The 12,665-nt window shown below is 72.9% G+C and carries 10 protein-coding genes; 8 read left to right on the top strand and 2 right to left on the bottom strand.

Translation table 11 applies throughout. From position 1 onward, the window contains the following. Positions 1 to 21: 21 nt before the first annotated feature. The 6 genes from M0M48_RS22100 (at position 22) to M0M48_RS22075 (ending at position 9,103) form a co-directional block, all read left to right on the top strand. Positions 22 to 681, top strand: a complete 660-nt coding sequence (locus tag M0M48_RS22100) for a GTP pyrophosphokinase (protein WP_257752765.1) — start codon at positions 22 to 24, stop codon at positions 679 to 681. A 50-nt stretch (positions 682 to 731) separates the two neighbouring features. Then, positions 732 to 1,559 (top strand): hypothetical protein, encoded by an 828-nt coding sequence (locus M0M48_RS22095; RefSeq protein WP_257752764.1) that lies wholly within the window; start codon positions 732 to 734, stop codon positions 1,557 to 1,559. Positions 1,560 to 1,668: 109 nt separating this feature from the next. Then, positions 1,669 to 1,920 (top strand): hypothetical protein, encoded by a 252-nt coding sequence (locus M0M48_RS22090; RefSeq protein ID WP_215812470.1) that lies wholly within the window; start codon positions 1,669 to 1,671, stop codon positions 1,918 to 1,920. 156 nt (positions 1,921 to 2,076) lie between these two features. Continuing rightward, positions 2,077 to 2,274, top strand: coding sequence for a hypothetical protein (locus M0M48_RS22085; protein ID WP_257752763.1), 198 nt, complete (start codon positions 2,077 to 2,079; stop codon positions 2,272 to 2,274). 203 nt (positions 2,275 to 2,477) lie between these two features. Further along, positions 2,478 to 6,470 carry a DUF7507 domain-containing protein gene (locus M0M48_RS22080; protein ID WP_257752762.1) on the top strand — a complete coding sequence of 1,331 codons (3,993 nt, stop codon included), beginning with the start codon at positions 2,478 to 2,480 and terminating at the stop codon, positions 6,468 to 6,470. A 14-nt stretch (positions 6,471 to 6,484) separates the two neighbouring features. Continuing rightward, complete coding sequence (locus M0M48_RS22075) at positions 6,485 to 9,103, top strand: helix-turn-helix transcriptional regulator (protein WP_257752761.1); 2,619 nt, start codon at positions 6,485 to 6,487, stop codon at positions 9,101 to 9,103. A gap of 256 nt (positions 9,104 to 9,359) precedes the next feature. Here the strand turns inward: M0M48_RS22075 and M0M48_RS22070 are convergent, their stop codons facing one another. Further along, the gene (locus M0M48_RS22070; RefSeq protein ID WP_257752760.1) at positions 9,360 to 10,214 is read right to left on the bottom strand and encodes an LLM class F420-dependent oxidoreductase; all 855 of its coding nucleotides are present in this window, start codon (positions 10,212 to 10,214) and stop codon (positions 9,360 to 9,362) included. A gap of 97 nt (positions 10,215 to 10,311) precedes the next feature. Between M0M48_RS22070 and M0M48_RS22065 the strand changes: the two genes are divergently transcribed. After that, a complete protein-coding gene (locus tag M0M48_RS22065) occupies positions 10,312 to 11,088 on the top strand; it encodes a hypothetical protein (RefSeq protein WP_257752759.1) in 777 nt (258 codons plus the stop codon). Positions 11,089 to 11,098: 10 nt separating this feature from the next. Here M0M48_RS22065 and M0M48_RS22060 read toward each other — a convergent pair whose 3' ends face one another. Continuing rightward, on the bottom strand, positions 11,099 to 11,803 hold the full coding sequence (locus tag M0M48_RS22060) for a YceI family protein (protein ID WP_257752758.1): 705 nt from the start codon (positions 11,801 to 11,803) through the stop codon (positions 11,099 to 11,101). Positions 11,804 to 11,925: 122 nt separating this feature from the next. Between M0M48_RS22060 and M0M48_RS22055 the strand changes: the two genes are divergently transcribed. After that, positions 11,926 to 12,663 carry an SDR family NAD(P)-dependent oxidoreductase gene (locus tag M0M48_RS22055; RefSeq protein ID WP_257752757.1) on the top strand — a complete coding sequence of 246 codons (738 nt, stop codon included), beginning with the start codon at positions 11,926 to 11,928 and terminating at the stop codon, positions 12,661 to 12,663. Positions 12,664 to 12,665 lie beyond the last annotated feature (2 nt).

Genomic DNA, 12,665 nt, shown 5'->3' with positions numbered 1-12,665 from the left:
GCCACCGGGCAGACTCGTCTCGTGACCACTGCCAGCGCTCCGTCACGAGAGGAGTCCGCGGACGAGCCGTCCGGGTTCGACCGCGCCCTCGGGCAGTTCCTGCTGCACTACAAGTTCGGCCTCGACGAGATGCTGACCAAGATCAACATCCTGCGCGAGGAGCTCGCCTTCCGGGGCACCGGCAGCCCGATCGAGCACGTCAGCTCGCGGCTCAAGTCGATCGAGAGCCTGCGCGCCAAGGCGGCCCGGCTCGGCGTACCGCTCGAGCCGCTCGACCCCGACGCGATCGGCGCCCAGATCAACGACATCGCCGGCGTCCGGATCGTGTGCAGCTTCATCTCCGACGCCTATCACGTCCTCGACATGCTCACGACCCAGCCGGACGTCACCGTGCGCACGATCAAGGACTACATCGCGCACCCCAAGCCCAACGGCTACCGCAGCCTGCACGCGATCGTCGAGGTCCCCGTCTTCCTCTCCGACGCGGCCCGCACGGTGCCGGTCGAGCTCCAGATCCGGACCGTCGCGATGGACTTCTGGGCCAGCGTCGAGCACAAGATCTACTACAAGTACGACAAGGACGTCCCCGCCGAGCTGATGGACGAGCTCTCCGCGGCCGCCCGGGTCGCCCACGAGCTCGACGCCCGGATGGCCGAGCTCCACCGCACCGTGCACGGTTGAGACCGGTCCCCGCGGGGTAGGGTCCGGCCCCCGACGACTCGGAGGCGCCGATGAGCACGATCGATCCTGTCCAGGTCCGTGCCGAGCGCATCGCGCGCCTGCGCCGCAGCCCGCTCCGTCCGGCCGCCCTCGTCACGGTGCTCGCCCTGTCCGGGCTGGCCGCCGCCCTCACCGGCGCCGGCATCGTCGCGATGCTCGACAGCATGCGCATCAGCAAGCTCAACGGCGTCTTCGCCGGCTGGGACTCGCGGCTCGACTCGTGGTTCTGGATGTTCCCGGTCGGCCTGTGCGCCGTGCTCGGTCTCGGCCTCCTCAGCACGGTCCTGGTCCGGTCGGCGCCGGGCTCACGGCTGCGCTACCCGGTCGTCGGCCCGATCCCCGTGGCCGCGGTCGGCGCCGCCGTCGGCGTGACGCTGGCGTGTCCGCAGATGACCGCGCCCGTGGCGGTCGGCACCCGCACCGACCCGACGTTCGGCGACGACGAGGCCTGGGGCACCACGCACTGGATCTGGTACCGCGTCGACGTCTGGTGGCCGATCCTGGCGTGGGTGCTCGCCCTCCTCGCGCTCGCGATCGCCGTCGAGGTCCGCCGCCGGCACCGCGCCCGGACCGCCCGGATCGCCGACCTGCTCGAGACCGGCCGGATCGTGGCCGGCGAGGTCACCGCGACCAGCCGGCTGACGGTCCGCTTCATCGACGCCGCCGGCACCGACCGCTGGACCCGCCCGCCGTGCACGATCCCGGTCGCCGAGCAGCCCGCGACCGGCACCCAGGTCGCGGTGCTCTGCGACCCGGAGGCGCCCGCTGACGAGAGCCGGATCTTCGTCGGGCCGCGCGGCGCGCGGAGCGTCGAGGAGTTCGTGCGCTGGTTGACCTGAGAAGTCGCGTCATGAACGGCGCCGGATCGCGTCTTCTCTGCAGGGAGCAAGCAGGGGGGCCGAGGGGTCCGGGCTGGGAGGCCGGACCCCTCGGTGGGAGGGAGTCGACATGGACACATCGGAACCGGGTCTCATCGAGCACTGGGTCCAGCGCCTGCTGGCGCGCGCCACGACCGACCTCGCCGACGGGCCGCACATCATGGTGGCCCGGGACCCCGAGGACGGGTCGATCTACTTCACCGGACCCTTCTCGTCGGTCGTCGACGCCTTCGTCGCGGTCGAGGACGAGACGCGGCGCCAGTCGTCGTACCCGGAGCGGGCGCGGCTGGAGCTCACCGTGGCGCCCATCGCGCTGCCCTGACCCGGGTGATATCGCGGGTGACACCCGCGCGAACGTGATGCCGGTGCTGTCCCGGCGGGGCACGGTGGCCGCGGGACCTTCGGAGCGTCCCCCGTGCAGCGCGGCCCGAGCGGCATGACCCGGGTCGCGCTGCTCCGGACGAGCAGAGGTGGACAGATGCAGGGCAGCAGCCTGGGACCGGTCGTCCGGCGTACGACGGAGTTCGACGCGCTCGTGCAGCACCGGCTCTGGCGGCTCCAGCGCGAGATCGCCGCGGCGCAGGCGGCCCTCGCCCCGGACGCCGAGATCGAGATCCTGACCCACCTCCGCGGGGTGCTCGCGGGGCTCAGCACCACGCTGTCGGACCCGCGCTGATCCAGCGCCACGGCACGACCGGGTGAAGTTCCGGGGGAGGTCCTTCCCCCGACCGTGCCCTTGTCCCGGCAGACCTCGATATGCCTAGGAGCAATCGGTCTGCCACGCGATCTCGGAGCGTGCTGAGCTCTGCCCCCCACCCCGGCGTCCGCCTGCCCTCGAGTCCCCCCAAGTAGTTCACGTTTGACGGAAGGTCTCCCACCGTGAAGAAGCTCGTCCCCGGTCTGGCACTGGCGGTCATCGCCGGCGCCACGGCCGTCCTCCCGGCAGTGGCGCTCGCGCCACCTGCCGCCGCGGCCCCCGGAAACCCGGGTACGCCGTCCGCTCCCCAGGTCCTCTTCCACGAGGACTTCGAGAACGCCATGGCCGACGGCCAGGTCAAGGTTCTCGGCGACTACGTCGGCGCCGACGGCGAGACCTACGCCGCCGAGGGCGCGTGGGCCGACCCGACCCAGTCGAACGGCTTCGTGCTCGACGGCACGACGTCCGACGCCGACCAGGCCGCCCTGGGCAGCCCGGCCGGTGCGGCCCAGCTGCGCAACCTCGCGACCGGGCTGGGCGCCCACAACGGCACCCAGCCGAACGAGGCCAACCACGCGGTGGCGGCGTTCACCGCCGGTGACCCGGGCGCGAACAAGGTCGAGTTCCGCACCGCGGCGCCGCTGGCCCTCGACGTCGAGAACAAGTTCCTCACGTTCTCGGTCAACGTCGGTGTGGTCAACTGCCACGCCGCGCACCCGCTGCTGCGCTTCTACCTCGACGACGGCAACGCCGAGATCCCGGTGAGCGGAGCCGCGGCCGACCCGTGCCCCAACGGCAGCCGCACCGTGAACTCCGACGGCTCGGTGCTCTTCACCGGCTCCAGCCTCGGCATCGTGCTGCGCAACGAGCAGGCCAGCGGCTCGGGCAACGACCACGCCTTCGACGACATCCGTGTGCTCGACGCGACGCCGCAGCTGGACAAGTCGTTCGGCGCCGAGGGCACCCCGGCCGGGTTCCCGACGACGCTCACCTTCACGGTGACCAACACCTCCGAGCTCGCCTCGAAGAACGGCTGGTCGTTCACCGACAACCTGCCCACGGGCATGGAGATCGCCGCCGACCCGCGCTTCACCACCGACTGCGGCAACGGCGCGATCACCGGCGGCGGTACGCCGGGCGCCGGGAGCATCTCGCTCGAGGGCGACCTCGCGACCGGCCAGGCCGCCTGCACGCTGTCGATCGACGTCGTGACGCCGGAGGCCGAGGCCGGTGACACGTTCACCAACGCCGCCGCCAACGTCGACGACCTCGTCGGTCTCAACCCGCCGGGCAGCGCGACGCTGACCGTGACCGAGCGCGGCCTGCCCAAGGTCAGCTGTGCGCCGGCCGCGGCGCGCGCCACCCAGCGCTGGTGGCACTTCGGCAACGGCGCCGGGCTCGACTTCGGCACCTCCGGCAGCGCGCTGCCGACGACGACGCCGTCGACCGGCGTCAACGCCGTCGAGGGCACGACCGTCATCACCGACTCCGCCGGCAAGCTGCTGTTCTGGTCCGACGGCGTCAAGGTGCTCAACAAGAACCACCAGGTGATGCCGAACGGCGCCGGCCTGACCGGCAACGCCTCGGCCACCCAGACCGTCGCGGCGTTCCCGTCGCTGACCGACCCCGGCAAGTACTTCGTCGTCGCGACGACGGGTGCCTCCGAGGTCGGCGGCAGCGGTCACCTCAGCTACTCGGTGGTCGACATGGCCCTCGACGGCGGCCTCGGCGACGTGACGGCGACCAAGAACGTCGACCTCGCGCCCGCCAACGGTGCGGCCGAGCAGCTGACCGCGATCCCGAACGCCGCCGGCACCGGGTTCTGGGTCGTCACCGCGCAGGCGTCCTCGCCCAACATCCGGGCGTACCTCTTCGACGGCGCCGGTCCGGCCGACCCCGACGGCGCCGGCCCGCTCACCGCAGGTGACTCCGTCATCAGCGTGATGCCGACGCCGAACTACAACCAGTACGGCACGCTCAACCTCAGCCCCGACCTGTCGTCGGTCCTGCTCGCCACCGGCAACAACGCCGGCGCCTCGCGGATCCGGCTGATGGACTTCGACGCCGGCACCGGCCGGTTCGCGCAGCGCTTCGAGTGGTCGACCCCCACCGGGGTGGGCGGCAACATGTACTCCGCCGACTTCTCCCCGTCGGGTGACCACGTCTACGCCACCCGCATCTTCGGCGGCGCGCACCTGTTCCGCTACGACATCGCGGGCGCCGCGGACGGTGCCGCCGTCAAGGCGACCGAGTTCGACTTCGGCCAGTACCACGCCAGCGGCGGCCAGGTGAAGCGCGGACCCGACGGCCGGATGTACGTCGTGAACCGGGGCGCAGCGACGCTCGGCGTGATCGCCAGCCCCGACGCCGCCGACCCGGCCGAGGCCGGCTTCGACGCCGCGGCTCTGCCGCTCACGGCCGGTACCGCCAACGGCTGGGGCCTGCCGCAGATGGTGACGGGCTGCCCGAGCACGCCTGGCATCGAGATCACCAAGACCGCGGCGCTGACCACCGACCACGGCACGGCCGGCAAGGCCGACGCGGGCGACGTCATCACCTACACGTTCGTCGTGCACAACTCCGGCTACGTCGCGGTCGACGACGTGTCGGTCGACGACGCCCTGCCGGGCCTCTCGCCGGTCACGCCGGCCAGCGTCGCGACGCTCGCGGCCGGTGACGACGCGGAGTTCACCGCGACGTACACGGTCACCCAGGCCGACGTCGACGCCGGCGGCAAGGTGGTCAACACCGCCACCGCCAAGGCGACCGACCCCGACGGCGGCGAGGTCGTCTCGCCCGAGGGACCGGGCTCCACGGCCGAGGTCGACATCGCCGACGCCGAGGCCGACCTCGAGATCGTGAAGTCGGCCCGGCTCACCACGGACGTCGCCCCCCAGGGCAAGGCGGACGACGGTGACGTGCTCACCTACACCTTCACCGTGACCAACCACGGCAAGGCCACGGCGCACGACATCTCGGTGTCCGACGCGCTGCCGGGTCTCTCGGCGGTCGCGCCGGCGAGCGTGGCGACGATCGCCCCGGGTGCGCAGGCGGAGTTCACGGCGACGTACACGATCACGCACGAGGACGTCGTGCGCGGGGGCGTCGAGAACACCGCGTCGGTGACCTACCAGGGGCCGACCCGCGGTGGGCAGGTGCCGCAGCCGGTGACCGAGCCGAGCAACACGCTCACCACGGCGACCGGCCCGCTCGGTGCCCCGGTGCTCACCACGCGCGCCGACCGCAAGGTCGCGATGAAGGTCGCCAAGGGCGGCAAGCCCGTGGCGGTCGCCCTGCGCGACGAGATCACGCTCACCGGCTTCCTGCCCGGTGGCGACGCGACCGGCACGGCCACGCTGTACGGCCCGTTCACCGACCGCGCCTCGATCGCGTGCATCCCGGCCAAGCGGGCCGGCTCGGTCACCTTCGCCCCGCGCAGCGGCACCTTCCGCAGCCCGGCGGTGTCGGTGAGCAAGCCGGGCTACTACACCTGGGTGGTCGCGACCTCCGAGGACCGGCGCAACAGCGCGGCCACGCACGCCTGCGGCCTGGCCGCGGAGACGACGCTGGTGCACCGGGCCGAGGTCGGCAAGATCAAGATCGAGACCGGCTTCGCCGGCGTGGACCCGTCGGCCTTCGGCCGCCAGGCCCGTCCGGCCCAGGTCGCGATCCCGGCGCTGGGCATGAAGGCCAAGATCGACGTCGTCGGCATCCGTCGCGGCGCGATGGTCATCCCGGACGACGTCCGCAAGGGCGGCTGGCTGCAGCAGTCGGCCATGCCGGGTGAGGCCGTCGGTGCGACCGTCATCGCCGGTCACGTCTCGGACCGGCACGACAAGCCCGGTGCGTTCGGCAAGCTGAACAAGGCCAAGGTGGGCCAGGTCGTCACCGTGCGGGGCACGGACGGCAAGGTGCAGAAGTACCGGATCACCAAGGTCTACACCCAGAAGCGGACCAAGGGCTTCACCGGTGCTCCGGTGTCGACCACCGGTGCTCACCAGCTCACGTTGGTGACCTGCACGGGCAAGGTCCGCTACAGCAACGGCCGGTTCCACTACACGAAGAAACCAGGTCGTGATCGCGACCCCGATCGCCTGATCGAAACCCCTGGTGACCACCGGGGTGACGGCGTACCGACGCCGCTCACCCCGGTGGTCCCGCACCATCACGATTAGGGCAGCATGCGCACATGGCGGCTTTCCCCCCGAGCGGCCGAGTTTCCGACGCCCGCGGCAGCGCGATCGTGAGGTCCCGCCTGCTCGCGCTGCTCGACCTCGACCCGGCACCGATCACGGTGCTGCAGGCTCCGTCCGGCTTCGGCAAGACCACCCTCGTCCGGCAGTGGGCCGCCGGCGAGCGGCCCCCGGGTGAGCGCCTGGTCTGGGTCGCGCTCAACGCCGGCATCGAGTCCGACCACGCCTTCTGGACCACGGTGATCGCGTCCGCGCGCCGCCTCGGCCACCTCTCGCCCGAGCGCGCCGACGTCGTCGCCAACGACGTCGACGCCCACCACGACCCGGTACCGGTGCTGCGCGACCTGCTTGCCGGCAAGGGCCCGGTGGTGCTCGTCTTCGACGCCTACGAGCACGTCCGCGACGCCACCGCCCAGGTGGACGACGACATCCTGCGGCTGACCGCGCTGCTGCCCAACCTCCGCGTCGTGGTGACCACCCGGGCCGCGACCAGCCTGGCCGACCCGGCCCGCCGGGTCCGCGGCGACGTCCGCCTCGTCACCGACGACGACCTCCAGTTCACCGCCGAGGAGACCGCGCTCTTCCTCGCCGAGCACGGCTCGGACATCGTCCGCGGCGTGGCCGGCGACCTGCACCGCGACACCCGCGGCTACCCGCTGGCCATCCGCGCCGCGAGCCTCGCGCTCGGCGCGCGCAGCCGGCTGCCCTCGCGCGACTCCGTCGAGTGGCGCACGATCGTCGCCCAGGACCTCAGCGCCCAGCTCGACGACTCGCTCACCTCCGAGTTCGTCCGCGACACCGTCCTGGCGCCGTACTTCGACCTCGAGCTGGCGCAGGCCCTCACCGGCATCGAGGACGCCGCCCCCGTCGTCGCCGAGCTCGAGTGGAACGGCTTCGGCCGCTGGGTGCCCTACCTGGCCGACCGCCCGGTCTTCCAGTACGTCGACTCGCTGCGCGACGCCGTCCGCAGCGAGCTGATGACGAGCGACCCCGACCGCCACCGCCGCGGGGCCGGCATCGCCGCGACCTGGCTCTACGAGCACGACGAGCACGAGCTCGCCCTCGAGCTCGCCGTCGACGCCGGCCGCTACGAGCTGGCCAGCCGGATCTTCCGCAGCGTCGTGCTCAGCTCGCCCGAGAGCTACACCACCGACCACCTCGACCTGCAGCTCAGCCGCATCCCGCGCGCCGTACTGATGAGGCACCCGATGCTCGCGATGGCGCGCGGCCTCGCCCTGCTGAGCAATCCCGCCACCCGCGGCGCGGCCGTCGAGTTCCTGGTCCGCACCGCCGACCAGACCAGCGACGACTGGCGCCAGCTCGACCGGCCGGCGTCCTTCTTCCAGCGCTCGGCCAAGACCGCGTGCCTGCGCTACGTCGGCCGCTACCTGGAGTCGGCCGCGGCCGGCCAGGGCGCGCTCGACTACTACGACGACATCGACATCGGCGACGACCGCCGGATGGTCGAGCTGCGCGCGATGGGCCTGCGCCAGATCGGCTACTCGTTCTTCGCCGTCGGCGAGATCGACCGCGGCCACGAGGTGATCTCGCGCGCCATCGCGTCCGCGACGATGCCCTGGTCGCGCAACTACACGCTCGTCTACGGCGTCGGGCTCTCCGCGATCGACGGCCGCTCCCGCGACGCCGCCGAGATCGCCCGCCTGGTCGACCCCGCCGCCTGGCCGCGCGACCACGCGCACACCTTCGTCAACTCGCTGGGCCGGATCGGCAACGCGATGCTCAAGCTCGACGACTTCGACTTCACCGGCGCCCTCGCCGAGTACGACGGCTGCGAGTCCTTCATCCACACCGCCGAGTTCTGGCCCTTCCTTACCTGGACCATGCTCCAGGCCCGCCTCGGCCTCGGCGAAGGGGGAGCGGAGGCCCAGCGGATCGCCGACGCCCTCCAGCGCACCCCCAGTCCGCCCGGCATCGGCGACAACCTCGGCACCAGCATGCTGCGCGGCCTCCTCGCCGTCGCCTGGCTGGCCCACGGCCGCTCCCGCGACGCCGCCGCCCTCCTGCGCGTCCCCACCCGCTGGCCCGGCCAGCTCGCCTCGGCCCAGATGCTCACCCGCCTCACCGCCGGAGACCCCGCCGGCGCCTTCCACCTCGTCCCCCGCCTCGAAGCCCAACCCGGCCACAGCATCCGCTCCCGGACCAGCCTCGCCACCCTCGGCGCGGCCGCCGCCCTCCGCGCCGGCCACACCGACGCCGCCGGCGCCCTCCTCGACCGCGCCGCCGCCCTGTACGACGAGCACGGCGCCCGCGCCCTGCTCCTCCACGTCCCCGGCGCGGACCTCAAGAGCCTGCGCGACTTCGCCCACACCACCGACCGACCCGGCGCCTCGTCGTACCTGGCGGTGGACCTGGTCGGCCCCGTCGACGCCGGCGTCGCCTCGGTCCCCCTGACCGGCCAGGAGATCGCCGTCCTCCGCGCGACCCTCGACCATCCGCGCCGCAGCCAGGTGGCCGCCGTCCTGCACCTGTCGCCGGAGACGGTGAAGTCCCACATGCGCAGCATCTACCGCAAGTGGGGCATCAACTCGCGCGAGGCCGCCATCGAGCGCGGCATCCAGCTCGGCCTGCTCCACGACGGACCCCAGCGCCGCTGAGCCTTCGCGCTCGCCCCGGGGCAACGGGTGAACAAGCGGGTGAGATCGCTGCGGGCGTCGTACGGGTGGGCGGGGGGCAGGGCAGGATGCGGATCGGTCGAGCCGCACCCCGGCCCCCCTTGGGCGCGGCTCGACCTGGGTCACTCCTGAGGCGGTGCGGCCCATGCGTGGCCCGGACTCGACCCCCGGGCCACGTTCGCCGCCCCCACCTGCGACTTCGCTGCCCGAACCGTGCGACTTCGAGGGGCGAAACCTGCTACTTCGCGGGCAGGTACGCCGCCAGCGCCGCCAGCTGCTCCCGGTAGTGCCCGGCCGAGTCCGCCGCCACCCGCACCGACGCCGCCGTCGCGCCCGCCTCGGCGAGGACCCCGAGCGCGTCGGCGGTCGCGCCGGGCTCGCGGGTGGGGTCGAGGGCGCGGTCGGGGGAGAGGACGACCTCGAAGCCGGCCGGGAGGTCGAAGCGGCCGAGCAGGGTGGCGAGCTCGGTGGGGGCGAGGCCGAAGGGGACCCAGCCGTCGGCGAGCTCGACGGCGCGGCGCAGGGAGCGCGGCGTACGGCCGCCGATCCACAGCGGCACCGAGGCCTGGACGGCGTGCGGCGAGACGACCACGTCGTCGAACGCATAGTGCGCCCCCGCGTACGACGGCCGCTCCTGCGAGAGCGACGCGCGCAAGGCCCGCAGCGCGTCGTCCGCGATCTCGCCGCGCCTCTCGAAGGTCGCGCCGAGCAGCGTGAACTCCTCCTCGAGCGAGCCGACGCCGAGCCCGAGGACGAGCCGGCCGCCGCTGACGAGGTCGAGGGTGCCGTAGCGCTTCGCGATGGCGAGGGGGTGGTGGTAGCCGAGGACGAGGACCTGGGTCGCGAGCCGGATCCGGGTGGTGCGGGCGGCGAGGTAGCCGAAGGTGGCGAGCGGGTCCCAGTACGTCGCGCCGCGCTGGGCGGCGATGTCGGTCGGCACGACGACGTGCTCGCTGCAGGTCAGGAAGTCGAAGCCGAGGGCGTCGGCCGTCTCGGCGATCGCGCCGAGCTCGTCGATGCCGGCCTCGGCCTCCCAGGGCGAGAACGCGCCGGGGAGCTGCACCACGACGGGGCTGTTGATGCCGATCTTCACGGGTGCCTCTTCCCTCGGGGCCCGGTCCTCTGATAGACCAAGTGCTTGCTTGGTTTCCGAGAGTACCCCACCGCCGACCGCTCGCCAGGAGGCAGCCGTGACCAGCCCGCTCGTGTTCTTCTCGTTCGTGACCCTCGCCGGCGCCGGCGCCGAGGAGCACCGCGCCTACAACGAGTGGCACCAGCTCGACCACCGGCCGGAGAACCTGGCGCTGCCCGGCGTCCTGTGGGGTGACCGGTGGGCGCGCCCGGACGACTACCGCGGCGGCGTCGCGTCCGACGAGCACGCGGCGACCGACTACGTGGCGATGTACTGGTTCAAGGACCCCGTCGAGCGCGCGCTGCGGGAGTGGTCCGACCTCGGCTCCGACTCGTTCCAGTGGGGCCGCGGGCCGCTCATCCCGGGCGTGCAGCGCAAGCTGCTGTCGTTCTTCCGCCCCGTCAAGGGGTACGCCGCGCCCTCCGCCCTCGTCTCGCCCGAGGTGCTGCCCTACCGCCCCAACCGCGGCCTGCACCTGACCCTCTCGCGCCACGCCGCGCCCCACAGCGGCGCGACCCACGAGCACTACGCCTGGCAGGACCGCAGCCTGGTCCCGGCGCTGCTCGACCTCGACGGGGTGGCCGGCGCGTGGACGTTCTCGTTCGCCCACCACCAGTCGCACCCGTCGCTGCCGCTGGCCACCGAGACCCCCGACCCCCCGGAGTCGCTGCGGATCCGCCTCGCCTACCTCGACGGCGACCCGCTGCCGACCGCCGCGGCGATCGACGCCCGTACCGCCGAGCTGGCCGGCGGCCTGAGTGCCGAGGCCGCCGCGTCGGAGGAGGTGCTGCTGAGCACCCCGCTGCGCACGATCATCCCGTGGCAGGACTGGTGAGCCGACGGCCTCAGCGGGCCATCTTCAGCAGGAACTCGATCTTGCCGTGGTCGTCGACCGAGATCCCGGAGAAGCCGGGCTCGGGGATCTCGTAGTCGGAGAACACCACGTCGATGCTGCCCGCGACGTCGAGCGCCTCACCGGAGGCCTGGACGTCGAGCTCGACCTCGACCGCGCGGGTGACGCCACGGACCGTGAGGTCGCCGGGCACCGTGACGGTGAACCGGCCTCCGGTGGCCGGCAGCTCGACGGGCGCGGTCTGGGTGAAGGTCGCGGTCGGGTAGGTCGCGGTGTCCATGATCCGGTCGCGGTACTGCGCGTCCCGGCGCGACTCGTCGGTGGCCACCGACGCCATGTCGACGCTCATCGTGGTGGCGCTGAGGACGCCGTCGGCGACCGTGGCGCTGCCCTCGACCTGGTCGGTGCGGCCGGCCACGGTGACGTTCTGGCCGAAGAGCACCTCGTCGACGCGGTAGCCGGCCGCGGAGTCCGCGCCGACCGTCCATGCGCCGTCGAGTGCGTCGGTGGCGGCGCTGGTGTCGGGCTTCGCGTCGGCGGAGCTGCCGGCCGCGGGCAGGGTCAGCTCGTCGGGCTGCTCGCCGACCACGAACTTGCCGTAGGCCCAGGGCCCGACGGTGACGGCGACGATCACGAGCGCGACGAGGACGCCGCCGAGGATGAGGATCTTCCGGGAACCGAGCTTCTTGGATGACATGGCAACCACCGTAGGTGGCAAAACTGAGGGCACCCTAAGATGCCGTGACGTCGACTAGAACACGTTCTATTGTTCTCGCGGAACGCCGCACGCCGCGGCGCCACGAGCCAGGAGGACCGCGCATGACCGACCCGAACGCAGCCCGCGCCCAGCGCTTCACCGGACGCCGCGTCGTCGTCACCGGAGCCTCCGGCGGCCTCGGGCAGGTCGTGGCCGACCTGTTCCGCCAGGAGGGGGCCCGCGTGGTCGCCACCGACGTCGTCCCGGCCGAGGGCGTCACCGCCTGCGACCTCGCCGACGACGCCGCGCGCGACGCCTTCGTCGCCGGTGCGCTGGAGGAGCTCGGGGGCCTGGACGTGCTCTGCAATGTCGCCGGCATCCAGAAGTTCGCCGAGCTCGGCGCGCTCGACGCCGCCCTGCTGCGCAAGCACTTCGACGTCAACGCCCTCGCGCCGCTGATGCTGGCCCAGGCGTTCGCGGACGCGCTCGTCGAGAGCAAGGGCAATGTCGTCTCGGTCGCGTCGATCTCGGCCGTGATGGGGCAGCCCTACAACGCGCCGTACTGTGCGTCGAAGGCCGCGCTGCTGCTCGGGATGCGGGCGCTGGCGGTCGAGTTCGCGACCAAGGGCGTGCGGGTCAACTGCGTCTCCCCGGGCGGGATCGCGACCCCGATGGTCGAGGCGGCGGCGGCCGGGCTGCCCGCCGACACCAACTGGGACCTGATCGCGCGCAGCACCTCCGTGATCCCCGGCTTCATGCCCCCGCAGGACGTCGCCGAGGCGCTGCTCTACCTCGCCTCCCCGGCCGCCGCCTCGGTCACCGGCGCGAACCTCGTCGTCGACCGCGGCGTGGTCTGGTGACG

Source organism: Pimelobacter simplex (assembly GCF_024662235.1).
Classification (GTDB): domain Bacteria; phylum Actinomycetota; class Actinomycetes; order Propionibacteriales; family Nocardioidaceae; genus Nocardioides.
This window is presented reverse-complemented; position numbering and strand designations above follow the sequence as displayed.

Coding starts and splice junctions, on each gene's coding strand:
- M0M48_RS22090 (WP_215812470.1), top strand. CDS start 1,669: ATGGACACATCGGAACCGGGTCTCATCGAGCACTGGGTCCAGCGCCTG.
- M0M48_RS22055 (WP_257752757.1), top strand. CDS start 11,926: ATGACCGACCCGAACGCAGCCCGCGCCCAGCGCTTCACCGGACGCCGC.
- M0M48_RS22085 (WP_257752763.1), top strand. CDS start 2,077: ATGCAGGGCAGCAGCCTGGGACCGGTCGTCCGGCGTACGACGGAGTTC.
- M0M48_RS22095 (WP_257752764.1), top strand. CDS start 732: ATGAGCACGATCGATCCTGTCCAGGTCCGTGCCGAGCGCATCGCGCGC.
- M0M48_RS22060 (WP_257752758.1), bottom strand. CDS start 11,803: ATGTCATCCAAGAAGCTCGGTTCCCGGAAGATCCTCATCCTCGGCGGC.
- M0M48_RS22075 (WP_257752761.1), top strand. CDS start 6,485: ATGGCGGCTTTCCCCCCGAGCGGCCGAGTTTCCGACGCCCGCGGCAGC.